Annotated in this window: 27 protein-coding genes; 12 read left to right on the top strand and 15 right to left on the bottom strand. The window is 65.3% G+C overall.

What is annotated here, in order from left to right; genetic code table 11:
- Nucleotides 1-54 precede the first annotated feature (54 nt).
- Both glnL and ntrC read left to right on the top strand, forming a co-directional pair.
- Nucleotides 55-1,122 carry a nitrogen regulation protein NR(II) gene (glnL, locus tag ECTPHS_RS01360; protein ID WP_008930877.1) on the top strand — a complete coding sequence of 356 codons (1,068 nt, stop codon included), beginning with the start codon at nucleotides 55-57 and terminating at the stop codon, nucleotides 1,120-1,122.
- Entirely contained in the window at nucleotides 1,115-2,530 is a 1,416-nt protein-coding gene (ntrC, locus tag ECTPHS_RS01355) for a nitrogen regulation protein NR(I) (RefSeq protein WP_008930876.1), read from the top strand. Before glnL ends, ntrC begins: the two co-directional genes overlap by 8 nt.
- A gap of 6 nt (nucleotides 2,531-2,536) precedes the next feature.
- Here ntrC and ECTPHS_RS01350 read toward each other — a convergent pair whose 3' ends face one another.
- Nucleotides 2,537-3,484, bottom strand: a complete 948-nt coding sequence (locus tag ECTPHS_RS01350; RefSeq protein ID WP_040404698.1) for a dihydroorotate dehydrogenase — start codon at nucleotides 3,482-3,484, stop codon at nucleotides 2,537-2,539.
- Between ECTPHS_RS01350 and ECTPHS_RS01345 the strand changes: the two genes are divergently transcribed.
- The gene (locus ECTPHS_RS01345; protein WP_008930874.1) at nucleotides 3,483-3,953 is read left to right on the top strand and encodes a tRNA (cytidine(34)-2'-O)-methyltransferase; all 471 of its coding nucleotides are present in this window, start codon (nucleotides 3,483-3,485) and stop codon (nucleotides 3,951-3,953) included. The two genes, ECTPHS_RS01350 and ECTPHS_RS01345, sit on opposite strands and share 2 nt — an antisense overlap.
- Before the next feature lie 5 nt (nucleotides 3,954-3,958).
- Here the strand turns inward: ECTPHS_RS01345 and ECTPHS_RS01340 are convergent, their stop codons facing one another.
- From ECTPHS_RS01340 to ECTPHS_RS01320, 5 genes are all read right to left on the bottom strand, one after another.
- Nucleotides 3,959-4,960: an NAD(P)H-dependent glycerol-3-phosphate dehydrogenase gene (locus ECTPHS_RS01340; RefSeq protein WP_008930873.1), complete on the bottom strand. Its 1,002-nt coding sequence runs from the start codon at nucleotides 4,958-4,960 to the stop codon at nucleotides 3,959-3,961.
- A gap of 12 nt (nucleotides 4,961-4,972) precedes the next feature.
- On the bottom strand, nucleotides 4,973-5,497 hold the full coding sequence (gene secB / locus ECTPHS_RS01335; protein WP_008930872.1) for a protein-export chaperone SecB: 525 nt from the start codon (nucleotides 5,495-5,497) through the stop codon (nucleotides 4,973-4,975).
- A gap of 99 nt (nucleotides 5,498-5,596) precedes the next feature.
- A complete protein-coding gene (gene grxC, locus ECTPHS_RS01330) occupies nucleotides 5,597-5,893 on the bottom strand; it encodes a glutaredoxin 3 (RefSeq protein ID WP_238616477.1) in 297 nt (98 codons plus the stop codon).
- A gap of 10 nt (nucleotides 5,894-5,903) precedes the next feature.
- Complete coding sequence (locus ECTPHS_RS01325) at nucleotides 5,904-6,332, bottom strand: rhodanese-like domain-containing protein (RefSeq protein WP_008930870.1); 429 nt, start codon at nucleotides 6,330-6,332, stop codon at nucleotides 5,904-5,906.
- Nucleotides 6,333-6,429: 97 nt separating this feature from the next.
- Nucleotides 6,430-6,735, bottom strand: a complete 306-nt coding sequence (locus ECTPHS_RS01320; RefSeq protein WP_008930869.1) for a helix-turn-helix transcriptional regulator — start codon at nucleotides 6,733-6,735, stop codon at nucleotides 6,430-6,432.
- Nucleotides 6,736-6,902: 167 nt separating this feature from the next.
- On the opposite strand from ECTPHS_RS01320, the gene ECTPHS_RS01315 reads away from it, so the two are divergent.
- From ECTPHS_RS01315 to ECTPHS_RS01295, 5 genes are all read left to right on the top strand, one after another.
- Nucleotides 6,903-8,060, top strand: a complete 1,158-nt coding sequence (locus tag ECTPHS_RS01315) for a murein hydrolase activator EnvC (RefSeq protein WP_141565218.1) — start codon at nucleotides 6,903-6,905, stop codon at nucleotides 8,058-8,060.
- A gap of 98 nt (nucleotides 8,061-8,158) precedes the next feature.
- Nucleotides 8,159-9,466, top strand: coding sequence for a S41 family peptidase (locus tag ECTPHS_RS01310; protein ID WP_008930867.1), 1,308 nt, complete (start codon nucleotides 8,159-8,161; stop codon nucleotides 9,464-9,466).
- Nucleotides 9,467-9,477: 11 nt separating this feature from the next.
- Nucleotides 9,478-10,296 (top strand): divergent polysaccharide deacetylase family protein, encoded by an 819-nt coding sequence (locus ECTPHS_RS01305; protein ID WP_008930866.1) that lies wholly within the window; start codon nucleotides 9,478-9,480, stop codon nucleotides 10,294-10,296.
- On the top strand, nucleotides 10,236-10,787 hold the full coding sequence (locus ECTPHS_RS01300; protein WP_008930865.1) for a DJ-1 family glyoxalase III: 552 nt from the start codon (nucleotides 10,236-10,238) through the stop codon (nucleotides 10,785-10,787). The genes ECTPHS_RS01305 and ECTPHS_RS01300 overlap by 61 nt, the downstream gene beginning before the upstream one ends.
- A gap of 112 nt (nucleotides 10,788-10,899) precedes the next feature.
- Nucleotides 10,900-11,349: a cytochrome c gene (locus tag ECTPHS_RS01295; RefSeq protein ID WP_008930864.1), complete on the top strand. Its 450-nt coding sequence runs from the start codon at nucleotides 10,900-10,902 to the stop codon at nucleotides 11,347-11,349.
- A gap of 113 nt (nucleotides 11,350-11,462) precedes the next feature.
- Here ECTPHS_RS01295 and ECTPHS_RS01290 read toward each other — a convergent pair whose 3' ends face one another.
- Both ECTPHS_RS01290 and ECTPHS_RS01285 read right to left on the bottom strand, forming a co-directional pair.
- A complete protein-coding gene (locus tag ECTPHS_RS01290) occupies nucleotides 11,463-11,834 on the bottom strand; it encodes a DUF6746 family protein (RefSeq protein WP_040404739.1) in 372 nt (123 codons plus the stop codon).
- Nucleotides 11,835-11,900: 66 nt separating this feature from the next.
- On the bottom strand, nucleotides 11,901-12,956 hold the full coding sequence (locus ECTPHS_RS01285; RefSeq protein ID WP_008930862.1) for an LbtU family siderophore porin: 1,056 nt from the start codon (nucleotides 12,954-12,956) through the stop codon (nucleotides 11,901-11,903).
- A gap of 270 nt (nucleotides 12,957-13,226) precedes the next feature.
- On the opposite strand from ECTPHS_RS01285, the gene cobF reads away from it, so the two are divergent.
- Nucleotides 13,227-14,003 (top strand): precorrin-6A synthase (deacetylating), encoded by a 777-nt coding sequence (gene cobF / locus ECTPHS_RS01280; protein WP_238616486.1) that lies wholly within the window; start codon nucleotides 13,227-13,229, stop codon nucleotides 14,001-14,003.
- A 10-nt stretch (nucleotides 14,004-14,013) separates the two neighbouring features.
- Here cobF and ECTPHS_RS01275 read toward each other — a convergent pair whose 3' ends face one another.
- On the bottom strand, nucleotides 14,014-15,048 hold the full coding sequence (locus ECTPHS_RS01275) for a diguanylate cyclase (RefSeq protein WP_008930860.1): 1,035 nt from the start codon (nucleotides 15,046-15,048) through the stop codon (nucleotides 14,014-14,016).
- Nucleotides 15,049-15,181: 133 nt separating this feature from the next.
- Between ECTPHS_RS01275 and ECTPHS_RS01270 the strand changes: the two genes are divergently transcribed.
- On the top strand, nucleotides 15,182-15,595 hold the full coding sequence (locus tag ECTPHS_RS01270; RefSeq protein ID WP_008930859.1) for a cobalamin biosynthesis protein: 414 nt from the start codon (nucleotides 15,182-15,184) through the stop codon (nucleotides 15,593-15,595).
- A gap of 10 nt (nucleotides 15,596-15,605) precedes the next feature.
- Here the strand turns inward: ECTPHS_RS01270 and ECTPHS_RS01265 are convergent, their stop codons facing one another.
- The 4 genes from ECTPHS_RS01265 to ECTPHS_RS01250 all read right to left on the bottom strand — a co-directional run bounded on the left by ECTPHS_RS01265 (nucleotide 15,606) and on the right by ECTPHS_RS01250 (nucleotide 22,068).
- Nucleotides 15,606-17,015, bottom strand: a complete 1,410-nt coding sequence (locus tag ECTPHS_RS01265) for an efflux transporter outer membrane subunit (protein WP_008930858.1) — start codon at nucleotides 17,013-17,015, stop codon at nucleotides 15,606-15,608.
- Between the two features lie 5 nt (nucleotides 17,016-17,020).
- On the bottom strand, nucleotides 17,021-18,955 hold the full coding sequence (locus ECTPHS_RS01260; protein ID WP_008930857.1) for a MacB family efflux pump subunit: 1,935 nt from the start codon (nucleotides 18,953-18,955) through the stop codon (nucleotides 17,021-17,023).
- Nucleotides 18,955-20,256 carry an efflux RND transporter periplasmic adaptor subunit gene (locus tag ECTPHS_RS01255; RefSeq protein ID WP_008930856.1) on the bottom strand — a complete coding sequence of 434 codons (1,302 nt, stop codon included), beginning with the start codon at nucleotides 20,254-20,256 and terminating at the stop codon, nucleotides 18,955-18,957. The genes ECTPHS_RS01260 and ECTPHS_RS01255 overlap by 1 nt, the downstream gene beginning before the upstream one ends.
- Nucleotides 20,257-20,322: 66 nt before the next feature.
- On the bottom strand, nucleotides 20,323-22,068 hold the full coding sequence (locus ECTPHS_RS01250) for a PepSY domain-containing protein (RefSeq protein ID WP_168044630.1): 1,746 nt from the start codon (nucleotides 22,066-22,068) through the stop codon (nucleotides 20,323-20,325).
- 336 nt (nucleotides 22,069-22,404) lie between these two features.
- Here ECTPHS_RS01250 and ECTPHS_RS01245 point away from each other — a divergent pair, with 336 nt between their 5' ends.
- Both ECTPHS_RS01245 and ECTPHS_RS01240 read left to right on the top strand, forming a co-directional pair.
- On the top strand, nucleotides 22,405-23,142 hold the full coding sequence (locus tag ECTPHS_RS01245) for a response regulator (RefSeq protein ID WP_246828288.1): 738 nt from the start codon (nucleotides 22,405-22,407) through the stop codon (nucleotides 23,140-23,142).
- Between the two features lie 58 nt (nucleotides 23,143-23,200).
- Nucleotides 23,201-24,553 carry an ATP-binding protein gene (locus ECTPHS_RS01240; protein ID WP_008930853.1) on the top strand — a complete coding sequence of 451 codons (1,353 nt, stop codon included), beginning with the start codon at nucleotides 23,201-23,203 and terminating at the stop codon, nucleotides 24,551-24,553.
- 21 nt (nucleotides 24,554-24,574) lie between these two features.
- On the opposite strand, the gene ECTPHS_RS01235 is transcribed toward ECTPHS_RS01240, so the two are convergent.
- Together ECTPHS_RS01235 and ECTPHS_RS01230 are read right to left on the bottom strand one after the other, a co-directional pair.
- Complete coding sequence (locus ECTPHS_RS01235; RefSeq protein ID WP_008930852.1) at nucleotides 24,575-24,922, bottom strand: hypothetical protein; 348 nt, start codon at nucleotides 24,920-24,922, stop codon at nucleotides 24,575-24,577.
- A gap of 23 nt (nucleotides 24,923-24,945) precedes the next feature.
- A complete protein-coding gene (locus tag ECTPHS_RS01230; protein WP_008930851.1) occupies nucleotides 24,946-25,746 on the bottom strand; it encodes an undecaprenyl-diphosphate phosphatase in 801 nt (266 codons plus the stop codon).
- Nucleotides 25,747-25,772 lie beyond the last annotated feature (26 nt).

Here is a 25,772-nt window from a genome sequence, read left to right as displayed (position 1 = left end):
ACGATTCCCGTGCGCGGCATGATTCTGGTTCGTTTCTTGCTAAAGAGAACCCGTATGCCGCCTGATCACAACCTGCATCGACAACTGCTGGAGACCCTGACCACCGCCGTGCTGGTAGCGGACGACCAGTTGCGCCTGGTCTACATGAATCCGGCGGCGGAAATGCTGATGGAGATGAGCCTGAACCGGATCCATGGCCTGCCGATTCAGGGCCTGTTCCGGGAGGACGAGACCTTCATCGCCAGCCTGCGGCAATCCCTCGACACCGGGCATCCGTTCACGGAGCGGGAGCGGCTGCTGGCCCTTCATTTCGCCCGGGAGGTCACGGTGGACCTGACCGCCTCCCCCATTTCCGAACCGGGACACGCCAGACAACTGCTGGTGGAACTGATCCAGGTTGACCGGCAACTGCGCATCACCCGGGAAGAGCAGCTGCTCAATCAGCAGTCCGCCACCCGGGCCCTGGTCCGCGGCCTCGCCCACGAGATCAAGAATCCCCTCGGGGGGCTGCGCGGCGCGGCCCAACTCCTGGAACGGGAACTGCCGGACCCGGATCTGCGGGAGTACACCCGGATCATCATCGGCGAAGCGGACCGCCTGCAGAACCTGGTCAACCGGATGCTGGGGCCCAACAGCCTGCCCCACTGCCGCCCCCTGAACATCCACCGGGTCCTGGAGCATGTCCGCAGCCTGGTCAGCGTGGAGGCGCCGGAAGAGATTCGCATCCGCACCGATTACGACCCCAGCATCCCCGACGTCAACGCCGATCAGGACATGCTGATCCAGTCGGTGCTCAACATCGTGCGCAACGCGGTTCAGGCCCTCGGCGACAGCGGGGAAATCCGCCTGCGGACCCGGGTACGACGCCAGTACACCATCGGTCAGATCCGCCACAAGCTGGTGGCCCTGATCCAGGTGATCGACGACGGGCCGGGCATCGGTGACGACATCCGCGAGCGCATCTTCTTTCCCATGGTCTCGGGTCGCGCCGGCGGCACGGGGCTGGGGCTCTCTATCGCCCAGTCCCTGATCAATCAGATGGGCGGCCTGATCGAGTGTACTTCCCGTCCGGGGCAGACGGTGTTCTCGCTGCTGATCCCCGTGGAGCTTATAGATGACTAGACGTGAACATATCTGGGTCATTGATGACGACCGATCCATCCGCTGGGTGCTGGAACGGGCCATGAACAAGGCCGGTATCGAGGTCACCTCCTTCACCTGCGCCGCCGAGGCCCTGGAATGCTTCGAGCATGACGTGCCGGATGCCCTGGTGACGGACATCCGCATGCCGGGCATGGACGGCCTGGAACTGCTCAGCCGGCTGCAACGGGAACACCCCGAGCTGCCGGTGATCATCATGACCGCCCACTCGGACCTGGAAAGCGCGGTCTCCGCGTACCAGGGGGGCGCCTTCGAATACCTGCCCAAGCCCTTCGACGTGGACGACGCGGTCTCGCTGGTGAAGCGGGCCTGCCAGGCCCGGCGGGAGCGGGGCCGGGAGGAACCCTCCGGCAACAGCAAGACCCCGGAGATCATCGGCGAGGCACCGGCCATGCAGGAGGTGTTCCGCGCCATCGGCCGGTTGTCGCGCTCCAACATCACCGTCCTCATCAACGGCGAATCCGGCACCGGCAAGGAACTGGTGGCCCATGCCCTGCACCGCCACAGCCCCCGGGCGCACATGCCCTTCATTGCCCTGAACACCGCCGCCATCCCCAAGGATCTGCTGGAATCGGAACTGTTCGGTCACGAGAAGGGCGCCTTCACCGGCGCCCAGAGTGCCCGGCGCGGACGCTTCGAGCAGGCGGACGGCGGCACCCTGTTCCTGGACGAGATCGGCGACATGCCGGCGGAACTGCAGACCCGGTTGCTGCGGGTATTGGCGGACGGCGAGTTCTACCGGGTCGGCGGGCACATGCCGGTGAAGGTGGATGTGCGCATCATCGCCGCCACTCACCAGAACCTGGAAAGCCGGGTCCAGGAGGGCCTGTTCCGGGAAGACCTGTTCCATCGGCTGAACGTGATCCGCATTCACGTCCCGGCCCTGCGGGAACGGCGCCAGGACATCCCCCTGCTACTGAATCACTTTCTGGGCACTGCGGCGGCCGAGCTGAACGTGGAACGCAAGGTGCCGCTGCCCGAGGTGCTGGACTACCTGACCGCCCTGGACTGGCCCGGCAACGTGCGCCAACTGGAAAACCTGTGCCGCTGGCTCACGGTCATGGCCTCGGGACGGGAAATCCACGTCAACGATCTACCGTCGGAACTGCACGAGCGCTCAGGCAACGCCCACGGTGGCGGCTGGGAAGAAGAGCTGGCCCAATGGGCGGAACAGGAGCTGGCCCGGGGCAATGCCTCCCTGCTGGACCGGGCCACGCCCGCCTTCGAACGAATCATGATCCGGGCAGCCCTGAAAAAGACCGGCGGACGGCGGCAGGATGCCGCCAAACTGCTGGGCTGGGGGCGCAACACCCTCACCCGCAAGATCAATGAACTGAACATGGACGAGGGTGAGGACCTGGGGGCCTGAAGCCCCTCAGTTCAGCTGCAGGGCCCCGGTCAGCTCCGACACATGGCCAAGTCCATGGCGTTTCAGGTAATCCTGAATGCCCTGGTTGATCTTCTGGCACAGCAGCGGATCATAGAACAGCCCCGTTCCCACCCCGACCGCGGTGGCACCCGCCAGCAGGAACTCGATGGCATCCGTGGCACTGGCCACCCCGCCCTGACCGATGATGGGCACCCCGTGGGGCCTGGCCACCTGATAGACCTGATGCACCCGCAGCAGGGCCACTGGCTTGATGGCCGGGCCGGACAGGCCGCCCTGATTGTTGCCGATCACGGTACGGCGACGCTCGGCATCGATGGCCATGCCCATCAGGGTGTTGATGGCGGAGAAGGCATCGGTACCGGCCTCGATGCAGCGGCGGGCGTTGGCGGCGATGTCCGTCTGGTTGGGGGACAGCTTGGTGATCAGCGGCTTGCCGGTGGCCTTGCGGCAGGCCTCCACCACCCGGGCGGACATATCCGGATCATTGCCGAAGGCCACCCCGCCTTCCTTCACGTTGGGGCAGGAGATGTTGATCTCGATGGCATCCACCGGGGAATCGTCAAAACGGCGGGTGACCTCGATGTATTCCTCGATGGTGGAACCGGAGACATTGGCGATGAAGCGGGTCTCGTCATAGTCCAGACCGGGCAGGATCTCGTCCACCACGAAGTTCACCCCGGGATTCTGCAGGCCGATGGCGTTGAGCATGCCGCCAGGGGTCTCGTAAACCCGATGAGGGGCGTTGCCCGGACGGGCCTGACCCGTGGTGCCCTTGAGGCAGATGGCGCCCACATGGCGATTGGAGAAACCCGCCACACGGGTATACTCCTCGCCGAACCCCACGCAGCCCGAGAGCAGCACTAGGGGGGAGGCCATGGAAAGCCCGCAGAAATCGATCGCAAGGGCCTGTTTAGGGGAAGTGTCGACTGGCATGTTTCACATCGTCCTGTATCAACCGGAGATACCGCCCAACACGGGCAACGTCATGCGCCTGGCGGCCAATAGCGGCTGCCGGCTGCACCTGATCCACCCGCTGGGGTTCACGCTGGATGACGCGCGCCTGCGGCGCGCAGGGCTGGATTATCGGGATCTGGCTCCGGTGACGGAGTATGACAGCCTGAGGGCCTTCTCGGAAGCCGTACAGCCGCGACGGATGTTCGCCCTGTCCACCCGGGGTAGCCGGATTTACAGCGAGGTGGCGTTCCAACCGGGGGATGCCTTCCTGTTCGGCCCCGAAACCCGGGGCCTGCCGGATGCGGTGCTGGAGCACCTGCCCGGGGAGCAACGCCTGCGCATCCCCATGGTGCCGGGAAGCCGCAGCCTCAACCTATCCAACTCGGTGGCCGTGGTGGTGATGGAGGCCTGGCGGCAGCTGGGCTACCCCGGTGCCGCCGTGGACTGAACAGCTCAGAACTCCGGCTTGGGGTCCCGGCTCAGCAACGCTTCCACCGCCGCCGTCGGCGCCAGCCCCTCATAGAGGACACGGTACACCTGCCGGCAGATGGGCATATCCACCTCCAGGGCCGCCGCCTTGGCCACCGCCACCCGGGCCGTGCGTACTCCCTCCACCGCCTGACCGATGGCGGCCACCGCCTCGTCCATCCCCTGCCCCTGGCCCAGGGCCAGACCGAGGCGACGGTTGCGGGACTGATTGTCGGTACAGGTGAGCACCAGATCACCCAGGCCCGACAGACCCATCAGGGTCTCGTTGCGGGCACCGGCGGCGGCCCCCAGACGCATCAGCTCCGCCAGCCCCCGGGTGATCAGCGCCGCGCGGGCATTGGCGCCGAAACCCAGGCCATCGGACACCCCGGCGGCAATGGCCAGCACGTTCTTGAAGGCGCCGCCAAGCTGCACCCCCACCACGTCGTCGCTGGTGTACACCCGCAGGGTGCCGCCCGCCAGCCAGGCACGGGCATCCTCGGCAAAGATCGGGTCCGGCGATGCCAGAGTCAGCGCGGTGGGCAGACCCCGTCCCAGCTCGGAAGCAAAGGAAGGACCGGAAGCCACCCCCCAGTGCACGTCGCCGGGCAATGCCTCCAGCACCAGTTCATGGAGCCAGCGGGTGGTTTCCAGGTCCAGGCCCTTGGTGGCCCACACCAGCCCGCGCCCCGAAAGCTGCGGAGCGATACGGTGCAGGATGTCCTGAAAGCCGCTGCTGGGCACGGCCAGCAGCACCCGGTCGGCCGTGGACACCAGGGCATCGAGATCATCCACGGGGGTGAGGGTTACGGGAAACGGGGCATCCGGCAGATAGCGGACATTGCGACCGGCGGCCCGCATCTCCGCCATCCGGCCGCCGTCACGGCCCCACAGACCGACCTTCAGCCCCTTGCGGGCAAGATGAATGGCCAGCGCCGTCCCCCAGGAACCGGCGCCCAGCACCGCCACATGACGCACGTCGCGCATGGAGGCGGAAGCTCAGTTCAAGGGAGTCGGCGCGGCGCCGGCATCACCGCCCTGGGCCGCCTGCTGCTCGTTTCGCAGTTTCTGCGCATAGAGGGCATCGAAATTGACCGGGGCCAGCAGCATTTGCGGGAAGCCACCGCGGGTGACCAGATCGGAGATCGCTTCGCGGGCGAAGGGGAACAGCAGGTTGGGGCAGTAAGCCGCCAGCAACGGCCCCATCTGATCCTGGGGGATGCCCCGCAGCACGAAGGCACCGGCCTGCTTCACTTCCACCAGATAGGCCGACTTGTCCTGGGACTTGGTGGTCACGGTCACCGTCAGCTCCACCTCGAAGAGTCCGTTCTCGTCCAGGGGGCGGGCCTGGGAATTCAGCTGCACCTGGGTCTCCGGCTTCCACTCGCGGGTGAAGACGGCGGGGGAGTTGGGGGACTCGAAGGAGATGTCCTTCACGTAGATCTTCTGCAGCCCGAACTCCTGCTGCGGCTGTCCCTGGGCGGCGCCGTCGGCGCTGGGTTTCGGTGCCTGATTTTCCGTCATGATGACTCCGGTGACTGGTTGGGTACGATTGGGTCAGGCGGACAATGATAGGGGGGCGGTGCGAGGGCTGCAAATGACGGGACAGCGACAGGGCAACCGCTAAAGCCCGCGCCCCTCCTCCAGCCCCAGCAGGGCGTCCAGTTCACCCTCCCGATCCAGCGCCACCAGATCCGTATACCCTCCCAGATGCCGATCGCCGGCAAACACCTGGGGCACCGTCTCCCGTCCCGAGCGCCGCTCCATCACCTCGCGCTGAACCGGATCCTTGTCCACCCGGATCTCCTCGAAGCTGACACCCTTGCCCTTGAGCAACCGCCGGGCCAGCATGCAGAAGGCGCACGATCCGGTGCCGTAAATCACTACCGCAATACCCGGGGAAGAGGACGAGGCCGCCACGGGAATCGCCTTATTTCTTGCTCAGGGGCAGACTGGCGGACTCCCAAGCCAGGATGCCGCCCTGGAGATTGACCACGTTTTCGAAACCGCTCTTGACCAGGGTGTTGCAGGCCTGGCCGGAACGGGCACCGGTCTGGCAGTAGACAATGATGGTCTTGTCCTTGAACTTGCCGATCTCGCTGACACGATCCTTGAACTTGGTCAGGGGAATGTGACGGGCACCGCTGATCTTGCCGGTCTTGCGGGCCTCGGCCTCCTCACGGACATCCACCACCACGGTCTGATCCTGGTTCATGATCCGGACCACGTCAGCCGGCCCGAGCACCTTGTACTTTCTCGTCAGGCGGGCATATTCGGTATAACCGATGGCACCAATGACGGCCGCCAGCAGACCGAACAGGAGGGGGTGATTGGCAATAAACTCCAGGTATTGGTCCATGGATCGCTCAAGACTCGTGAATCATTGGGAAGGGCGCATTCTGAAGCCATGCGCCCCCGCGGGCAAGTCGACCGGACCCGCCCGGGCACCGGAAGCCCTAAAGGGAGCGGCAGAACACGTCCTGCATCATGCCGATCAGGCGCAGGGTTCTGGCATCACTGACCCGGTAGTAGACCCGATTGGCATCCTTGCGGGAAGCCAGGATGCCCTTGTCGCGCAGGATGGCCAGGTGCTGGGATATATTGCTCTGGGAAGTCCCCACATGATCGACGATTTCCTGCACGCTCACCTCCCTGTCGCCCAGGACACAGAGGATCTTCAGGCGCAGGGGATGGGCCATGGCCTTGAGGGAGCGGGAGGCACGCTTGATGTCTTCTTCCTTGTTCAGGAGATCAGGAATCATGTCGGATACTGTGTTCATGGGGGCTTGGGGCTCAATGGAGCGCCACCTTGGCATGGGTTCGGGGCCGATATATTAGTATTGGATGATTCGATTATGATCTTTATCAAAAATATTTCAACGACTTTGCGTACCCGCCACCCATGATACCCCGGTCGCGTCTTCTTGTGATGGCCCTGCTCATTCCCCTGTTGGGCCTCCCCGCCCCACTCCCGGCCGGCACGGAACGGGAAGAGGCCGTGCGGCGCCTGGAGCAGGTGCAACGGCAGATCCAGCAGGTCCGGGGACGTATCGAGGCGGCTCGGGGCGAACAGGGTCGACTGGAGGCGCAGCTACGGGAAACGGAACGCGCCATGGGCCGGACCGCCCGGGATCTGGCCACCAGCGAAGCGGCCCTCAAGACCACGGAGACCCGTCTACGGGAGCTGGAGCGCCGGCAACGGGACGAGATGGCCAGACTGGAGACCCATCGCACCGCCCTGGCCACCCAGCTTCGCAGCGCCTACCAGACCGGTCGGCAGGACCATCTGAAACTGCTGCTCAACCAGGAAGACCCGGCCCGGGTCGGCCGCATGCTGATCTATTACGAGCACTACAACCTGGCCAGACACGCCCGCATCGAAGCCGCCACCCAGGCCCTGGCGGCGCTGAACGAGACCCGCCACCAGCTGGACCTGACCCGCCTGCAGCAGACCGAACAACGCCGCACCCTGCTGGCCCACCAGGAGCAGCTGGAACGGCAACGCCGGGAGCGGGGCCAGGTACTGGAAAAACTGCGCCGGGAAATCGCCCAGGCGGGCACGTCACTCTCCCGCCTGCAGACGGACCAGGAGAGCCTTGAAGAGCTTCTCAAGACCCTGGACCGGGTCCTGAGCGACATCCCCGACGACGCCCTGCCGAACCAGGCCTTTGCCGACCGCCGGGGCACACTGCCGTTTCCCGTCCAGGGCGAGATCATCCACCGTTTCGGCAGCACCCGGGACAGCGGCACCGGACGCCGCTGGCAGGGCCTGGTCATCGGTGCCCGCGAGGGCGAACCGGTCAAGGCCATTCACCACGGCCGGGTCGCCTTCGCCGACTGGATGCGAGGTTTCGGCATGCTGCTGATCGTCGACCACGGCGGTGGTTACATGACCCTCTACGGACATAACCAGGCGCTCTACAAGTCCCCGGGGGACTGGGTGCAGGCCGGCGACCTGATTGCCCGGGTGGGCGACAGCGGCGGCAGTGAACGGACGGGCCTGTATTTCGAGATTCGTCACAAAGGCAACCCGGTGAACCCCTCCCAATGGTGCGACTCTAAGCTCCCAGTGGTAGGCTCTCGCTAACAAGCGCACCATAGGGGCCATCCGGACCACCTGATCCGCATCGATCAAGCCCTCAATCTCCCGCCAAAGTCGGAGAGCATCATTTGGAGTTCAAGGCTATGAGTACCCAAACCCGCGTCGGCGCCGGCCTGTTGATGGGCCTGATCCTGGGCGTTGCACTGAGCATCTCCTTCGGCGTCATGGCGGATCGCCGGCAGCACGAGGCTGACGCCCTGCCGCTGGAAGACCTGCGCGCCTTCACCGATGTCTACATGCGCATCAAGCGCAACTATGTGGAAGAAGTCGAGGACTCCAAGCTCCTGGAGAATGCCATTCGCGGCATGCTCTCCGGACTGGACCCTCACTCGTCCTATCTCACCCCCAGCGAGTTCTCGGAACTCCAGATCGGCACCAGCGGCGAGTTCGGCGGCCTGGGCCTGGAGGTGGGCATGGAAGATGGCTTCGTCAAGGTCATCTCCCCCATCGACGACACTCCCGCCAGCCGGGCCGGTATCCAGGCCGGCGACCTGATCATCCGCCTGGATGACAACCCGGTGAAGGGCATGACCCTGAACGAGGCCGTCAACAGGATGCGCGGCCCCCGCGGCAGCAAGATCACCCTCACGGTGGTCCGCGAAGGGGTGGATCGTCCCTTCGAAGTCACCCTGACCCGGGACACCATTCGCGTGCGCAGCGTGCGCAGCGAGATGCTGGAACCGGGCTTCGGCTATCTGCGCATCACCACCTTCCAGTCCAAGACCGCTCAGAATCTGGTGGAAGAGGTCCGTAAACTGCAGCGGGAAAGCGGCGGACTCAGGGGTCTGGTGCTGGATCTTCGCAACAACCCCGGCGGCGTGCTCAACGGGGCCGTGGGCGTGTCCGACGCCTTCCTCACCGAGGGCCTGATCGTCTATACCGAAGGCCGGGTCAGCGATGCCCAGTTCCGCTATACCGCCTCGCCGGGCGACGTGCTCAAGGGCGCCCCCCTGGTGGTGCTGGTGAACCAGGGCTCCGCCTCCGCCTCGGAGATCGTCGCCGGCGCCCTGCAGGACCACCAGCGCGGCATCATCATGGGCACCCCCACCTTCGGCAAGGGCTCGGTGCAGACCATCCTGCCCCTGAATCAGGGCAAGGCCCTCAAGCTGACCACCGCCCGTTACTACACGCCCTCGGGCCGCTCCATCCAGGCGGAAGGCATCGAGCCGGACATCAAGCTCGAACCGGTCACCGTGGCCCGGGCGGAAACCCCGGATGTTCGCCCCATCACCGAGGCCCAGCTCAACCGTCACCTTCAGGGCCGCGAGGGTGCCACCGAGACCAGTACAACGGACGGCGATGACAAGGAACCGCTGGCCCAGCGGGACTTCCAGCTCTACGAGGCCCTGAACCTGCTCAAGGGCCTGGATATCCTCCAGGCTCGCCGGTAAGGCCAGACCCCGTGCGAACCCCGGGCCTGAGCGCCCTGGCACTGTGCCTGTGTCTGTTCACCGGCCCCCTGTGGGCCGGTGAACGCCTGCCCTTCATTGCCATCATCATCGATGACCTGGGCAATGACCTGCGGGAGGCTCGCCGCACCACCAGCCTTCCGGGCGCCGTCACCTGCGCCGTGCTGCCCCATCTCCGCTTCTCCGCGGCATCGGCCGATCTGGCTCACCAGCGGGGCAAGGAAGTGATGCTGCACCTGCCCATGGAGGCGGACAACGGCAACGACCCGGGTCCCGGTGCGATCTTCCATCACCTGGATGAGGAGGAAACCCGTCTGCGCGTTCGCCGCGCCCTGGATTCGGTGCCCCATGTCCGGGGCGCGAACAATCACATGGGCAGCCGCCTCTCCCGGGAATATCATCACCTGGCCTGGGTGATGTCGGAACTGCGGGCCCACGACCCCGCTCTGTACTATGTGGACAGTCGCACCCATGTGGAGACCCTGGGGCGCCATGTGGCCGAGTGGGTACGCCTGAACGCCACCCAGCGGGATGTCTTCCTGGACTCCCGCCCCCATGACGCGGAATTCGTCCGCATGCAGATGGAGCACCTGATCCGGCTGGCACGGACCCAGGGACATGCCCTGGCCATCGGCCACCCTTATCCGGCCACCCTGCAGGTGCTGGAAGACATGCTCCCCACCCTGGCATCCCGGGGCATACGTCTGTTATCGGTGAGTGAATATCTCAAGCAGAAGGAGGAAGTTCGCCAATGGCACGCATCCTTATCCCCCTCGCCAACGGCTGCGAGGAACTTGAAGCCGTCACCCTGATCGACCTGCTGCGCCGGGCCGACTTCGAAGTGGTCACCGCCGGTCTGGAACCCGGCCCCGTCACCGGCGCGCACGGCATCGTACTGATGCCGGACACGGAACTGGAACAGGCCCGGCACGAGTCATATGACCTGATGGTGCTGCCCGGCGGCCTGCCCGGCTCGGACCATCTCAACGATGATCCCCGCATCCACGCGCTGCTGCGCAAGCTCCATGATGAAGGACGCTATGTCGGAGCCATCTGCGCCGCGCCCAAGGTGCTGGCCAAGGCCGGGCTGCTGGCGGATCGCCGGGCGACCGCCTACCCCACCGTCCTGGAAGGCATGGAGCTTACCGATACCCGACTCACCGGGCAGCCGGTGGAGGTGGACGGCAACGTGGCCACTTCCCGGGGTCCGGGTACCGCCATGGAGTTTGCCCTCGCCCTGATCGAAATGCTGGCCGGTGCCGACAAGCGCAAGCAGGTGGAAGACCCCCTCTGCCGTTGCTGAGGCCATGCGAGGCCACCCCGGGCATTGCCGGGGTGGCCGCCGTTCGCCTTTCTTGCACCGCGGCATGGCAAGGGGTAGTGTGTGGACAAGGATCATTCCCACGGTAAACATCATGTCCCGCCCTTTTCTTGCCTTCATCCTGCTGTCCATCCCCGCGCTGACCCTGGCGCAGGCGCCGGAACCACCCCCGGACCACAGACACCTGGTGGAAATGCCCACACTGCAAAGGGAACTGCTCCGGGAGGAAATGCAGGAACACCTGATCGCCTATCAGCGCATCCTTGAACTGCTGGCTCGGGGAGAGCTGGCACAGGCGGGGGAAATGGCGGAGAACACCATGGGCATCAGCACCATGGGCAAGCATGCCGCCGCCACACGGGGCCTGGGAGGACCGGGACGATTCATGCCCGACGGCATGCGGCAGATGGGGTTTGCCATGCATGAATCCGCCAGCGAATTCGCCAAGGTGGCTGAACAGGGGGATCTGCAGGAGGCCTTGAAGGCCCTGCACGAACTCACGGCCACCTGCGTGGCCTGTCACATGTCCTTCCGGACACGTTGAAAGTTGGGGGATGACCGGGTATCCCACCGTCACTCCCGCGAAAGCGGGAGTCCAGGGAGGCGTTGCCAGACTGGATTCCCGCCTGCGCGGGAATGACGGCGGCACCACAAGACTTACTTGATGACCTTGCGAGCCACGGACAGATACTCCTCGCCCTTGGCCTTCACCAGGCCGAAGTCGTTCTCCTCGGAGGCCACGTGCAGCTCTTCCAGGGTCTCGGCCAGCTCTTCCAGCTCTTCACTGATCTTTTCCAGCGCCACTTCCAGGGTATAGGTCAGCTCGTGGATCTCGGCCACCTTCTCAAAGGTCAGCTCGCCGGCCAGCACGGCCTCCAGCTTGGCGTTGTATTCACTGAAATTCTTGACCGCCTGCTCCAGGGTTTCCGAAGGCACGCCCTTGAAGTGCTCGACGCGATCGGCCATGACACTGCCGGAAGCCAGGCCCAGGCCGGCGGCCAGGGCGACAGTGAGGAGGGTCTTTTTCATGATCTGCTCCAAAAACTCATCGGTTGAAATGGATGAAACGGACGCAGGCAGACGCCTGCCGCCGGCTTAGAACTCTGCCGCCAGTTGCACCACGAAGGCATTGGCGGAGTCGCCGGTACCGCCATGGCGCTCGCGGTAATCCCGGTCATGGCTGTATTCGAAGGACAGGGACAGCTGACCCATCAGGGCGACGGACACACCGGCCAGATAACGGTAGCGCGGCAGTTCCAGCGCCGCATCCTCAATGAATGCCTCGCTGCTGCCCTGGGCGGCGGCCGCCAGGGTCACCGGACGCTGCAGGCCGTCCAGCTCCCAGGCCAGCTCCACACCCCAGACGCTGGGACGGGCGCCCTTGCCGTTGAATTCAAGCTGCCCGGCGTCAAAACGCTTTTCCGCCACCACGTACTCGGCGGCCAGGGTGAAGGGGCCATGGACGGCGGTGACATAGGCGTTGTAGCCGCCCACCCGTTTGCCTTCGACCACCGCGTCCACTTCCTGCAGGGTGTCGGAATCCCCGAGGGTGCTGGTGTAGGCCACACCCAGATCCATTTCCACGGGGCCGGCATCGAACAGCATGCCCAGGTTCAGACCCACGCCGTTCAGATTGTCACGGGTATCGCCGCTGAACACCCAGGCGGCCCCGTAGAACTGATCGCTCTCCCAGCCCAGCAGGGCGGCGGTCTCGCGGGTTTCCGCCAGTTCCAGGGCCAGCGGGTCGGACACCAGGGCGGTCTCGAAGCGGCCAAACGGCACGTATTGGCGCCCGACCTCCAGGTAAGCGCCCGGCATGGCCGGCAGCCCCAGGGAGATCACGGCCTCGTCCACCTCCACCTCGGAGTCTTCGCCGTCATCTTCGTAGAGCAGCAGGACGCGGGCGGACAGGAGTTCGTTGAAGCGGGCCTCCAGACCCAGTTCCACGGTCGCTAGATTCAGATCGCTTCCGGAACCGCCCTCGTAATCCTCGGCCCAGTTCGCCTCGATCTCCAGCAGACCGGACCAGGTCAATTCGGGCATCTGTGCCTGAGCACTCGTCACGGTCACGGCCAGGGCACCCCCCAGTGCCAGCGCCACACCGCGGGCCAGCTTGTTTTGCCCGCCCCGCACGATGATTTCACTCTTCATGAAATTCCCCCATTTCAAGATAACGTCGTCACAATGCACGCCGAAGTCGCCATTCCCGCAAAAGCGGGAGATGACGGCGACGTGCCTTCGCCGGTTCGAAAACATGACCGCCATGGCAGTGGTCGGGACGCAGTGTAGCAATAAAAAATGCAAACTTGAACGATAATCTATCTTATTAACACTATATTGCCGGACGCTATTTATTTATAGCGAGATAGACGAAAACCGTACCGAAAGACTTCCTGCTACACTGCCCTCCCCGACCTGACCATGACCCCCATGAGAGAATTCCTGCTGATCGGCATTGGTGCCGGCGACCCGGACTATCTGACCCTGCAGGCCATCAAGGCCATCAACCGGGTGGATGTCTTCTTTGTCCTGGACAAACGGGCTGAAACGGCGGAGTTGACCCGCTTCCGCCGGCAGATCTGCGAGCAGTTCGCCACCGACCGCCCATGGCGTTTCGTCACCCTGCAGGATCCGGTGCGGGATCAGCGCCGGGGGAGATACGCCTCGGTGGTGGAAGCGTGGCACGATGCCAGGGCAGTCCTGCTGGAGCAGGCCATCCGGAACGAACTGGAGGAAGGTCAGTGCGGCGCCCTGCTGCTATGGGGTGATCCTGCCCTCTATGACAGCGCCATGCGGCTCATGGAGATCATTCAGGCTCGGGGCAATCTGGCGCTGGACTACCGGGTCATCCCCGGCATCACCAGCGTGCAAGCCCTGGCGGCGGGCCACCGCGTCCCCCTCAATCGTATCGGTGAACCGGTGCACGTCACCACGGGTCGGCAACTCGCCAAGGGCTTCCCCGAAGACCTGGACGCAGTCCTGGTGATGCTCGACGGGGATCTGAGCTATCGCAAAGTGATGGAGGAAGACATGGAGATCTTCTGGGGGGCCTATCTGGGAACCGAGGACGAGATCCTGATCTCGGGTCCGGCGAAAACCGTCACACCGCGGATCGAACAGGCACGCCAGGCAGGCCGGGCCGCCAAGGGCTGGATCATGGATACCTACCTGCTACGTCGCCCCCGGCGATCGGATTAGGGCCGTATTTTCAACCCGAGGCCACCACTACCCGGTTACGTCCCGTGTGCTTGGCCTGGTAAAGGGCCTTGTCTGCCCGGGCGAACAGGGTTTCCACCGTATCACTTTCCGATGCCGGTGCCACGCCCGCGGAAATGGTGAAGCCTTCCACTACCGTATCATCCTGCCGGTTCACCAGCCTGAGGCGTTCCACCACCTCCCGCGCCTGCTCGGCAAGGCCAACGGCCTCCTGCACGGAATACCCCGACAGCAGGGCGACGAATTCCTCGCCGCCGAAACGCACCAGCACCGCGTCGGCGGGAAGAACGCGACGCAGGGAAGCAGCCACCTTGCGAATCACCACGTCACCGACCGCATGTCCATAACGATCATTGATGGATTTGAAATGGTCGATATCCATGACCAGCATGGTATTGCAGAGCTCATCCGCAGCCATGAGGACACGGGCCATCTCCGTCTCCATGCCCCGACGATTGAACAATCCAGTAAGAGGATCGGTGATGGATTCCTTGCGGTGCTTTTCCAGTTCATGGCGAAGATGCCTGGCCTCCAGCTCGGCCTCTTCAAGATTTTTCTGCAGAGCCCGATTGTCGGAACTGGCCGTGACCACCGCGGCCGCCAGACGCTGGGCGATAGCCTTCAGGCCTTCGGGGTGATCCGCCTGATCCAGGGCCTGCAGATTGTCCGTCAGGCTTTCATGAAAATCCGCCGTATTGCGCTCGGCGTTTCGGAGCAGACTGATGACCCCCCTCAGCAATGCTTCCAGCTCATCCCCCATGCCGCTGAAGCGAGACAGGCTCTCACCGGCCACGTAACGCTCGAACAAGCCATGCAGGACAAAGGAGTCCAGCTTCCTGCCCGCACTGAGCTGTTCGCTAACCGCCTTTACCAGCTCTTCGTTGGCGGCCTGAAGATAATCGTGAAAGATCCAGTAATGGATGGGAGAGGGACCCAGGCCATGCCCCTCAAGCAGCCTGAGAATGCGATATCCGAAATCAGTCTGCAGATCCGGGCGGGAATCACCGGGTGTTTTTCCTGAAGTCATGGAGGGGATCGATTCCTCTGCCCGTCGGGATACGGCATAAAGACAGCGGTCTGCTAAAGTAGCGCCTCTGGTCTTGCAGAACAAGAGCAGGGGCAGGATATCCCGAACCCCGTGTCAACATGGGTCTTTTTTGATGGAAAAAGTGTTTGTGGGCGTGGGCTGCACCCCGGGCCTCCACCCCGATGTCATGATGACCGCGGTACTCCGGGCGCTGCGCAAGGTGGGCCTTGCACCGGATGCGGTCGGCGGCCTGGCCACCATCGCGCAACGCCGGGACGAACCGGCCATCGTCCTCACGGCGCGCCACCATGGCTGGGACATTCAGGCATTTTCCGCCGAAGCCCTGTCCCGGGTGCCCGTCCCCAATCCTTCCGAGCGTGTCAGGCAGGTGATGGGCACACCGGCCGTGGCCGAGGCGGCTGCCCTGCTCGCGGCCGGGACACGGGATCCGAAGCACCTGCTGCTGGAAAAACGGGTTCACCGCGACGGCGAGCGCAAGGCCGCCACGGTTTCCATCGCCCGTTGTCCTGCCGTGCCCATACGGTAGCGCTAGCGGATCAATCCCGACCGTCAATCCTGGGGCCTTGCCAACCTCCACCCAGGGCCTTGTACAGATCCACGGCGGCCACCAGGCGGGACAGACGCAGCTGGACCGCCTGCTCCTGGGCCTGGAATAGGGTGCGCTGGGCATCCAGCACGCTGGTGAAATCCCCCGCCCCTTCCCGATAGCGCAACTCCGCCAGCCTCAGGCTGCGCTCGGCCTCCTCAATGGTGGCCTCCTGCACCCGCTCCTGCTCCCCATGACGGGCCACGTCCCCCAGGGCGTCCTCCACCTCCCGAAGGGCGGTGAGCACGGTGCGCCGATAGCTCTCCAACCCCTCCCGGCGCCGGGATTCGGCGCTGCCCACCTGGGCCCGCAGGCGGCCGCCGTCGAACACCACCTGGGCCAGGCTGGCCCCCAGGCTCAGGCTCTGGGTGGGATCGGCAAGGGAAAACAGCGCCGTACTGGCCAGTCCACCGGAGCCGGTGAGGCGGATGCTGGGCAGCAGGGCCGCCCGGGCAACCTGCAGGTTGGCGTCGTTGGCCAGCAACTGCGCCTCCGCGGCGGCGATATCCGGGCGCCGGACCAGCAGTTCCGAGGGTAGCCCCGGTCCCACCTCGGGGACCGACAATCCCTGGATGGACTCGGGTTCCACCTCGAACCCCTGGGGTGCCCGGCCACTGAGTACCGCCAGCGCCGCCAGGGCCTGCCGAGCCTGCACTTCCAGGGGTACCAGGGCTGCCTGCTGGCTGAGCACGGCGGTGCGCTGGCGACTCACGTCCAGGGCCGTGGCCACCCCATGGCGGTGACGGGATTCCACGATGTCCAGCAGGCGCTCGGCGGTTTCCAGGTTCCGGCGGCCGATGCGCAGCCGCTCGTTCAGGGACAGCCACTGGAAATAGCCGCTGGCCACCCCGGCCACCAGGCTCAGGCGCACGGCCTCCTGGTCATGGCGGGTGGCCTGCAGACCGGCCTGGGCGGCGTCCACGCCGGCACTCAGCCGACCCCACAGGTCCACCTCGTAACCCACACCCAGGGACAGACTGCTGGAACGGCTGGTGGCGGTATCGCCCCCATCCGTCCGCGTCTCGCGGAAGGTGCTGCCGCCGGACAAATCCACCGACGGGAACAGGGAGGCACCGGTGCTGCGCAGTTGCAGTTCCGCCTGCACCACCCGTTCCCGGGCAATGGCCAGGTCGGGACTGTATTCCAGGGCCGCCAGCACCAGGGATTCCAGCAACGGAGACTCAAAGGTCCGCCACCAGTCGGGCTGGACCTGGGCCGCCTCCGAGACATCGCGGCCGTAGACCTCGGGCATGTCCAGAACCGGCCCCGTCAGCGGCGCCGTGGTGGCGCATCCGCCCAGAAGCAGCCCGACCACCACCATCGCGCCCGCGACAAAACGTGTATCGGTATTGACCGTCATGAAGTTCACTCCGAGGCCAGTGCCACCACCGGGTCCAGCCGGGCGGCCTTGCGGGCGGGCAGGTAACCGAACACCAGACCGGTGGCAAAGGCACAGCCGAAGGCCAGCATCACCGGTGTCGGACTGTATTGGATGGGCGTGCCCAGATGCCCGATCAGGGCCGCCACCCCCAGACCGACCACCACCCCGATGGCCCCGCCCGGGGCGGACACCGTCACCGCCTCGATCAGGAACTGCTGCTGGATGTTGCGCATGCGCGCCCCGGTGGCCATGCGGATGCCGATCTCCCGGGTCCGCTCGGTGACGCTCACCAGCATGATGTTCATCACCCCGATCCCGCCCACCAGCAGGGAGATGGCGGCAATGGAAGCCAGCAGGAGGGTGAGGGTGTTCTGGGTTTCGCTGGCGCTGTCCAGCAGGGAGGCCATGTTGCGGATCTGGAAGTCTTCCACCCCATGGCGCTGCAGCAGCAGGGCGTGCACCGCCGCCTGGGTCTCGTCAATGCGGGAGACATCCTTCACCGCCACGGTCACGTTACGCAGGTTGCGCTGGCCGAATACCCGCAGGCTGCCGGTATGAAAGGGCATGAACACCACATCATCCTGGTCCTGCCCCATGGGCGAGGCGCCGCGAGGCGTCATCACGCCGATCACCTGGAACAGGATGTTGTTCACCATCACGAACCGGCCCAGGGAATCCTCCCCGGGAAACAGCGCCCGGGCCACGGTATCGCCCAGCACCGCCACGGTGGCATAGCTCTGCTCATCCGCTTCGTCAAAGAAGACCCCCTGCGCCACCGGCCAGTTGCGGGCCGCGACAAAGCTTGCGGAGGTGGCCGTCACCGAGGTGGACTGATCCCTGCCGGCGTATCGCAAGGTCACATTGCCCGTCAGTTCCGGCACCGCGGCAATGATGTTGTCCAACTCGTTGATGGCCACCACGTCCTCATGGACCAGGGTGGTGATGCCGAAACCGCGCATGTTCGGCGCCCAGGGGCGCACCAGCAGCAGGTTGGTGCCCATGGCGCTGATGCGGTCCACCACCACCTGTTTTGCCCCGTCGCCGATGGCCAGCATGGAAATCACCGAAGCCACGCCGATGACGATGCCCAGCAGGGTGAGGATGGAACGGAACAGGTTGGCGCTCAGGGCCCTGAAGGCGGTACGGGTGGCCTCGAACACTTCCCCCGGGAGGGAGGACTGCCCATTGATCACGGGCTCCGGCAAGGCTTCGGCCACCCGGGATGCGCCGGTATCGGACAGCACCCGGCCATCACGCACCTCGATCACCCGATCCGCATAGGCGGCCACTTCCGCCTCATGGGTGATGAGGATGATGGTATGGCCCTGGGCCGACAGATCCTTGAGCAGTTCCATCACCTCCTTGCCGCTGCGGCTGTCCAGGGCCCCGGTGGGTTCATCGGCAAGGATGATGCGGCCCCCGTTCATCAGCGCCCGGGCGATGGATACCCGCTGCTGCTGACCGCCGGACAACTGGGCGGGACGGTGTTCCAGACGCTCTCCCAACCCCAGCCGGGTGAGCAGGGATTCGGCACGCTTATGGCGTTGCGCCGGAGCCAGACCCGCATACAGGGCGGGCACCTCCACGTTCTCCCGGGCGGACAGACCCTGGATCAGGTTGTAGCTCTGGAACACGAAGCCGAAGGCCTCCCGGCGCAGGGCCGCCAGATCATCCGGGTCCAGCCCGGAGACGTCCTCTCCCATGAAGTGGTAATGCCCCCCGGAAGGCCGGTCCAGGCACCCGATGATGTTCATGAGGGTGGACTTGCCGGAACCGGAGGCGCCGACAATGGCCACGAATTCTCCGGCCTGGATCTCCAGGTCGATGCCGTGGAGTACCGGCACCTCCAGATCCCCGTTGACGAAGCAGCGGGTGACGCCGGAGAGCCGGATGAGTGGGTGCGTGCCGGCGGTCGTCATCAGCGCAGCCCCGGCCCCATGCCGGTGGGACCCAGCCCCGGGATGCGGTCACCGCCGGCCTGGCGGGGCGTCGTGGACGGGGCCGTGGGCGCGCGACCGGCCAGCACCACCGTCTCGCCCTCCTCCAGACCGGACAGCACCTGGGCCTGCACCCGGTTGCTGACCCCGATCTCGACCACCCGTTCCTCGATGCGTCCATCGTCCTTGAGCACCGTGACCAGACCGCGACGCGCCCGGACGACGGGGGGTTCTTCATCCCCGGACCCCGGCCGGGCCTCCCGCATCCCGGGACGCCCCGTGCGACCCGCGGCCGGACCGGTCAGGGTCAGCGCCGACATGGGCACCAGCAGGGTGTCCCGCGCCGCCGATTCGATGAAGAAGACCTGCGCCGTCATCTGGGTCATGAGGAAGTGGCGCGGATTGGGCACGTTGAACAGGGCGTTGTAGAGCACCACGTTGTTGGTGACCGTCGGCGTGGGCTCAATACGTTCCAGACTGCCGTACCAACGACGTTCCCCCCCACCCAGGGTGGTGAAATAGACCGCCATGCCGGGCTGCAGACGGGAGATATCCGCTTCCGAGACCTGGGTCTGCACGGTCATGGTGGACAGTTCCGCAATTTGCAGAATGATGGGGGCCTGCTGGTTGGCATTGAGGGTCTGCCCCTGACGGGCAGTGATGGACACCACCGTACCGGCCATGGGGGCCAGGATCCGGCTGTACTCCAGATTGGCCTCGTCGGCCCGCAGGCTGGATTCGGTTTGCTCGATCTGGGCCTTGAGCATCTCGATCTGGGCCTGGGCCGACTTCAGACCGGCCTCGGCGGTCTGCAGGGACTCCAGGGTGGTGGCGTCCTCCGCATACAGGTTGCGTTGCCGGGTGTGGGTGATTCGGGCCAGGGCCAGCTGGGCCTCCCGGTCCTGCAGCTGGGCACGCTGGTAGCGGAGCTGGGCGCGACTGGCATCCACCCGGGCCAGATAGACCGTGGGATCGATCTCCGCCAGCAACTGCCCCTCCTCCACCTGGCTGCCCACCTCCACATGGATGGCCATCACCTGACCGGAGATCTGCGCCCCCACATCCACATAACGCCTGGGCTGCAGGGTGCCGGTGGCAGTCACCAGATTCTCGATGTCACCCCGACTGACCTTGGCGGTCAGCCGGGTGGTTTCCTCGTCCTTGCCGCCGCCGAACCAGTTCCAGGCACCATAGGCCCCACCAGCCAGCAGGAGCAGGACCATCAGCAGGATGAAGGCACGGCGGCGCGGCCGACGCCGTTGGGAACGGATGGGCGGATTCATGGGGCGGTTCAGGCTCCGGATGGCGGGATCGTCGGCTACGGGGGGCTCCCCCCCCTTCAATATCCATTACGCCGATGCCGGACATCCGTTGACAGGTGTTTGAGCAAATGCTTCCTCGGCGGCCCCCAGGGAACGCAATAGGGTCTGCCATTGAGCCAGGGCGGCCTCGGGACTGCTGCCGTCCATTTCAATGCGGGGTGCCAGGGCTTTTGCGCCACAGGATTGCAGCCAGGCATCCAGATCCCGGCCAAAGGCGCAGAAATGGGGATAGCCGCGATCACCCAGTGCCAGCAGCGCATACCCCAGCATGCTCAGATCCGGGCAGGGTTGTTTCATCAGGCTGACAAAGGGACGGGCCGACGCAGGCGCCGCCCCCTCCCCGTAGGTAGAGGCGATGAACAGCACGCGTCCCATGCCCTTGAGGTCATTCGGGGTCAGCGTGCCCAGCGGATGGACTGCCACCGCAAGGCCGGCAGCCTGGAACGCCCCCGCCGTCTTCCAGGCCTGGGTCTCGGCGTTGCCGGTCTGGCTGGCGAAGACCACATGGATACGCTCTCCCTCCCCGGTCCCGCGCTCGCCCGTGGGCTTCAGCCCGGCCTGAAGCAGGGCCGACCGGGCCACCTGGGCCTTGCGGCGGCGATCGATATACAGCACCAGCCCCGTGATGGCGAACAGGGGCATGATCAGACTGGCCACCATCATGGCGATGCGGCCGGGCATGCCGAAGAACGAGCCGCTGTGCAGCGGCAGCATGCTGGACATGAGCTTTTCATTCAGGGGACGGTCCGCATAGCGGATATGGCTTTGCACTTCGCCGGTGCCGGCCGCCAGGGTCAGGCGGTTCCAGGCCCGCTCGTGGGCCGGCCGGGGGTCAAAATACATGAACTGGTAATCTCCCCCCGGCTGGGGCAGACGCAGGTTGACAGTGGAATAGCCCAGCGGTGCCGCCTGCTCGAAGAGCCGCCAGACCCTGTCCACCTGCGCAAAACGGTCAGCCGCCGGCTCCCGGGGCGAAGACGCCTCACGGCCCATGGGGCCACGGGGACCCGCTTCTCCGCCTCGGGCACTGCCCGGCCGGGCATCGGCATTGCCCTCCTGGGCGGGTTGCGGGGGACCCGGGCGCACCGGCATGGGTACGCCGCTGAGATCATGCAGGCCGGCCCGGTACCAGTCATAGGACCAATACAGCCCCGTCAGGGCTGCCAGCAGATAGAGGGGTAGCACCCAGGTACCCACCACCCCATGCATGCTGGAGACGAACCCGCGCCCCGAGCGGCGAAAACTGAAGGTGAACCAACCGGCCAGGGCCTTCCAGGACCGGGGCCAGCGCAGATAGATGCCCGACAGCACCAGGATGATCAGCATGATGGTGGCCGCCCCGGTGATCTGCTTGCCCACGTCCCCCATCAGCAGCCAGCGATGCAGGCGCTGCAGGGTACGGAAGAAGGCCTGCCCCTTGAGTTCGGCGCCGATCAGTTCACCCGTGTAGGGATTGAAGTAGTGATTGACCCCGCGGCGTGCCTGCGGCCCATCACCGGCCACGTTCACGGTGGCCGCATCCCGGGGATCGGAGGACAGGCTCAGGGCATTGATCTGCCGTTCCGGCAGGACCTCTTGGGCCTGTCGCAGCAGGGCCTCCGGAGACAGGCGTTGTGTGTCCAGGGGCTCCACCCGCAGGACATCACTGTTGATGGCGCGGATGATCTCGCGCTCGAAGGTCAGCATTCCCCCGGTCACGCCGAGGATGATCAGCACGACACCGACCGTGATGCCCATGAACCAGTGAAGCTGGAACCAGAGTTTGCGTAGCATGGAAGAATGCGCCTGTGCATGGAAAAGGAAAAGCGAAGAAAACACGGCCGAATACATGAGGCCCGTGGGCGCCGGACTGCCGACGGAGATCACCGTCGGATGTCCTCAGGCAAGGTCCTTCGCCGCCGGGGGCCGCTTTCTCCCACGAAGCGGTTCCGCCGGGGGCGTCGTTCACATCGAGCCGGTAGCGAAGGCATCAAAAAACACGAAAACAAAAAAGAGTGCGAATGCAAATTAATATTGATTAATATTATCAGCGTCCGCGCCCCTTCCACCGACCCGGGCGGCGCATCTTCACACAATCTCCACAATCCTCATGGACTTCCCTTCGACGGCATGTCTGCTATCCCAATCCCCCAGCCCGACATCCACCCCATGACCCGCGCCCATGTCCTGGTGGTGGAAGACGAACCCAAGATCGCCGCCCTGCTCTCGGATTACCTGCATCGGGACCACTACACGGTCAGCCTGCTGGACAGCGGGCAACCGGTGATGGACAGGCTTCGTGCCACCCCCCCCAACCTGATCCTGCTGGACATCATGCTGCCCGACATGGACGGGATGCGCCTGTGCCGGGAGATCCGGCAGATATCCGCCGTACCCATCATCATGCTCACCGCGAGGATCGAGGAAGCCGATCGGCTCAGGGGCTTTGAACTGGGCGCGGATGACTACATCTGCAAGCCGTTTAGCCCCCGGGAGGTCATGGCCCGGGTCCGGGCCCTGCTGCGCCGGGTGGGACAAGGGCCGATACCACCGTCGATGCACACCCGGGATGCCTTGGGACTGCATCTTGAACCCGCCTGTCACCGGGCCGTGTTCAACGGCCGGGAACTCACCCTCACCCCCGTGGAATTTCGTCTGCTGCAACAGTTTCATGATCAGCCGAACACCGTCCTGAGCCGGGAAAGCCTGCTCGACGGCCTCTACGATGACCATAGGGTGGTAACGGCACGCACGGTGGATAGCCACATCAAGAACCTACGCAGGAAACTGCAGGCGGCTGCGCCGGGACACCGCCTGATCCAGGCGGTCTATGGTGTCGGCTACCGCTTCACTTCCTTGGCACCCTGAATCATTGGCTCAACTTCACCCACCCGCCCCTGGGCTGCGCACCAAGCTGTTTCTCGCCATGGTGATCACCTTCGCCATCCTGACCCTGGCCATCATGGGCGCCACGCGCCTGAGCTTCCAGCAGGGACTGGCGGGTTATCTGGCGCAGGTGGAGCAGGAACAGGCGCACAATTTCACCCGCACCCTGGCGGCGTATTACCGGGTCAACGGCAGTTGGGGGTCCCTGGTACAGAATCCGCGCCTGTGGGGGCGCCTGCATCGGATGGCCGACGGCGCGCCGCCGGCCTATCCGTCCGAAGACGCGGTACTTCAGGATCTGATCCGGCGACCGGGACGTCTTGCCCTGCTGGATGAGACGGGCCGCAGGCTGATCGGACCGCCCCTGCCGTTCCCGGACGGGGGCAAGCGTTACCCGGTGCAGGTGGACGGCACCACCGTGGGCATCCTGTATGTGATGCCGTCCACCCACATCACCGACGGGCTGGCCCAGCAGTTCGAGCGCCAGCAGGAACGGATACTGGGTCTCATCGGCCTGATCGCCCTGCTGGTGGCCGCCATCGCCTCCTACCTGCTGGCCAACCGCCTGCTGGGTCCGCTGCAGGCCCTGACGGGCGGCACCCGCGCCCTGACCACGGGCGACTACTCGGCCCGGGTACGACTGCGCACCCGGGATGAGTTCCAGACCCTGGCCGAGGACTTCAACCAGCTGGCCCTCACCCTGGCGCGGAATGAAGCGGCCCAGCGCCGCTGGATCGCCGACATCTCTCATGAACTGCGTACCCCCCTGTCGGTACTGCGGGGAGAAATGGAGGCGCTGGAAGACGGCATCCGCACGCTGGACATGCAAGCACTCCAGTCACTGCAGGCGGAGGCGGCCCTGCTGGGAAAACTGGTGGATGACCTCTATCAGCTGGCCCTGTGCGATGTGGGCTGCCTTGACTGTCACCGGGAAAGCGTGGACATGATCGCCCTGCTGCGGGAGACCGCGGTCCAGCACCAGACCCGTTTCACCCAGCAACGGCTGACCATCACCCAGGCACTGCCGCCCGCCCCGGCCTTCGTCCAGGCCGACCCGACCCGCCTGAAGCAGTTGCTGAACAACCTGCTGGAAAACACCCTGCGTTACACGGACCCCGGCGGCAGACTGCATGTGGAGGCCCGGCAACAGGATCGGCAGCTCATCATCACCCTGGATGACACCGCCCCCGGCGTGCCCGCGGATGCCCTGCCCCTGCTGTTCGAACACCTGTTCCGGGTAGAGCCTTCCCGCAGCCGGCGCCACGGTGGCGCGGGCCTGGGTCTGGCCCTGTGCCGGCGCATCGTGGAAGGTCACGGGGGGCGGATCACCGCCGCGTCCTCCCCCCTGGGCGGACTGCGGATCAGCGTCTGCCTGCCGCTGACCAGGCCGTGACCGGCGGGTTGTTTCCCGCGATCAGTCCGCCACACCGTGCTCCGGCAACAGGCGATAGCGCCGTTTGCCGTCCGGGTATGCCGACTCCAGCAGCATGACGGTATCACCCACCGCGGGCGGACGACCCAGTACCTGGACCCGGGTTTCCTCGCCGGTTTCCAGACGGACCCGCAGGGTCACCAGAGTGACGGACTGGCCGGAGCGCAGTCCGGTGGCGGTGCCTTCATTGACCTCCAGCACCGTCGCGCTCACCTGTCCCGTGACCGGGGCCCCCTGGGGCAGCAGCCATAGCCCGGCCACCAGGGCAAACCCCATGACCACCACCAGAAACTTCAAGCGGTTGCTCACGTAACGAAACCCATCGGCCATGGCCACCCCTCCCCGGACAGGACTTACCAGAACATGAAGATCAGGAATGCCCCCAGCAGCAGCCGGTAGATGACGAAGGGCAAAAAGCTCATGCGGGCCAGCAGCTTGAGGAACAGGTGAATACACAGATAGGCGCTGACCCCAGCCACCAGGGCGCCGATCAGAATCATCGACCAGGCGACGTTTTCCTCCGGGGCCTGGATGAGCCCCCAGGTCTCATAGCCACCCGCCAGGGCGATGATGGGAATGGAAAGCAGGAAGGAGTAGCGGGCCGCCGCCTGACGGTTGAACCCCATGAACAGGGCGGCGGTCATGGTGGCACCGGAGCGGGAGACCCCGGGGATCAGCGCCAGGGCCTGGGCCAGGCCGATCACCAGCACATCCAGCCAGCCGATCTGGTATTCATCCCGCCGCCGCCGACCCACCCAGTCCGCCAGCCCCAGCAGCAGGGCGAAGGTGATGGTGGTGAAGATGATCACCTCCACCGAACGCAGGCTGGTGGAGATCACGTCGTGGAACAGGAGTCCCGCCAGGCCCGCCGGAATGGTCCCCAGACCCACGGCCCAGGCCAGCTTGGCATCCGGGGTAAAGCCCCTCCCCACCAGCGAGCCGGCCCAGTGGGTGGCCATGCGCCGCAGCTCGGCGCGAAAGTAGAAGATCACGGCGGCCAGACTGCCCACATGGGTGGCTACGTCAAAGGTGAGCCCCTGATCCTCCCAGGCGGTGAGCTCGGGCACCAGGATCAGGTGGGCGGCGCTGGAAATGGGGAGAAATTCCGTCAGGCCCTGTACCAGGGCAAGGACCAGGGTCTGGAAGAGATCCAAGGCGAGGCTCCATTCGTGGGTTCCGG

Origin of the sequence: Ectothiorhodospira sp. PHS-1, assembly GCF_000225005.1 — a bacterium.
Classification (GTDB): domain Bacteria; phylum Pseudomonadota; class Gammaproteobacteria; order Ectothiorhodospirales; family Ectothiorhodospiraceae; genus Ectothiorhodospira.
This window is presented reverse-complemented; position numbering and strand designations above follow the sequence as displayed.

Bases quoted from the DNA above. Each gene is read 5' to 3' on its own strand.
- ECTPHS_RS01245 (WP_246828288.1), top strand. From the start codon at position 22,405: ATGTCTGCTATCCCAATCCCCCAGCCCGACATCCACCCCATGACCCGC.
- ECTPHS_RS01260 (WP_008930857.1), bottom strand. From the start codon at position 18,955: ATGACGACCGCCGGCACGCACCCACTCATCCGGCTCTCCGGCGTCACC.
- ECTPHS_RS01265 (WP_008930858.1), bottom strand. From the start codon at position 17,015: ATGACGGTCAATACCGATACACGTTTTGTCGCGGGCGCGATGGTGGTG.
- ECTPHS_RS01345 (WP_008930874.1), top strand. From the start codon at position 3,483: ATGTTTCACATCGTCCTGTATCAACCGGAGATACCGCCCAACACGGGC.
- ECTPHS_RS01325 (WP_008930870.1), bottom strand. From the start codon at position 6,332: ATGGACCAATACCTGGAGTTTATTGCCAATCACCCCCTCCTGTTCGGT.
- ECTPHS_RS01270 (WP_008930859.1), top strand. From the start codon at position 15,182: ATGGAAAAAGTGTTTGTGGGCGTGGGCTGCACCCCGGGCCTCCACCCC.
- secB (WP_008930872.1), bottom strand. From the start codon at position 5,497: ATGACGGAAAATCAGGCACCGAAACCCAGCGCCGACGGCGCCGCCCAG.
- ECTPHS_RS01250 (WP_168044630.1), bottom strand. From the start codon at position 22,068: ATGCTACGCAAACTCTGGTTCCAGCTTCACTGGTTCATGGGCATCACG.
- ECTPHS_RS01300 (WP_008930865.1), top strand. From the start codon at position 10,236: ATGGCACGCATCCTTATCCCCCTCGCCAACGGCTGCGAGGAACTTGAA.
- ECTPHS_RS01275 (WP_008930860.1), bottom strand. From the start codon at position 15,048: ATGACTTCAGGAAAAACACCCGGTGATTCCCGCCCGGATCTGCAGACT.
- ECTPHS_RS01235 (WP_008930852.1), bottom strand. From the start codon at position 24,922: ATGGCCGATGGGTTTCGTTACGTGAGCAACCGCTTGAAGTTTCTGGTG.
- ECTPHS_RS01295 (WP_008930864.1), top strand. From the start codon at position 10,900: ATGTCCCGCCCTTTTCTTGCCTTCATCCTGCTGTCCATCCCCGCGCTG.
- ECTPHS_RS01350 (WP_040404698.1), bottom strand. From the start codon at position 3,484: ATGCCAGTCGACACTTCCCCTAAACAGGCCCTTGCGATCGATTTCTGC.
- ECTPHS_RS01310 (WP_008930867.1), top strand. From the start codon at position 8,159: ATGAGTACCCAAACCCGCGTCGGCGCCGGCCTGTTGATGGGCCTGATC.
- ECTPHS_RS01255 (WP_008930856.1), bottom strand. From the start codon at position 20,256: ATGAATCCGCCCATCCGTTCCCAACGGCGTCGGCCGCGCCGCCGTGCC.
- ECTPHS_RS01240 (WP_008930853.1), top strand. From the start codon at position 23,201: ATGGTGATCACCTTCGCCATCCTGACCCTGGCCATCATGGGCGCCACG.
- ECTPHS_RS01285 (WP_008930862.1), bottom strand. From the start codon at position 12,956: ATGAAGAGTGAAATCATCGTGCGGGGCGGGCAAAACAAGCTGGCCCGC.
- ntrC (WP_008930876.1), top strand. From the start codon at position 1,115: ATGACTAGACGTGAACATATCTGGGTCATTGATGACGACCGATCCATC.
- ECTPHS_RS01340 (WP_008930873.1), bottom strand. From the start codon at position 4,960: ATGCGCGACGTGCGTCATGTGGCGGTGCTGGGCGCCGGTTCCTGGGGG.
- cobF (WP_238616486.1), top strand. From the start codon at position 13,227: ATGACCCCCATGAGAGAATTCCTGCTGATCGGCATTGGTGCCGGCGAC.
- ECTPHS_RS01320 (WP_008930869.1), bottom strand. From the start codon at position 6,735: ATGATTCCTGATCTCCTGAACAAGGAAGAAGACATCAAGCGTGCCTCC.
- ECTPHS_RS01290 (WP_040404739.1), bottom strand. From the start codon at position 11,834: ATGAAAAAGACCCTCCTCACTGTCGCCCTGGCCGCCGGCCTGGGCCTG.
- glnL (WP_008930877.1), top strand. From the start codon at position 55: ATGCCGCCTGATCACAACCTGCATCGACAACTGCTGGAGACCCTGACC.
- ECTPHS_RS01315 (WP_141565218.1), top strand. From the start codon at position 6,903: ATGGCCCTGCTCATTCCCCTGTTGGGCCTCCCCGCCCCACTCCCGGCC.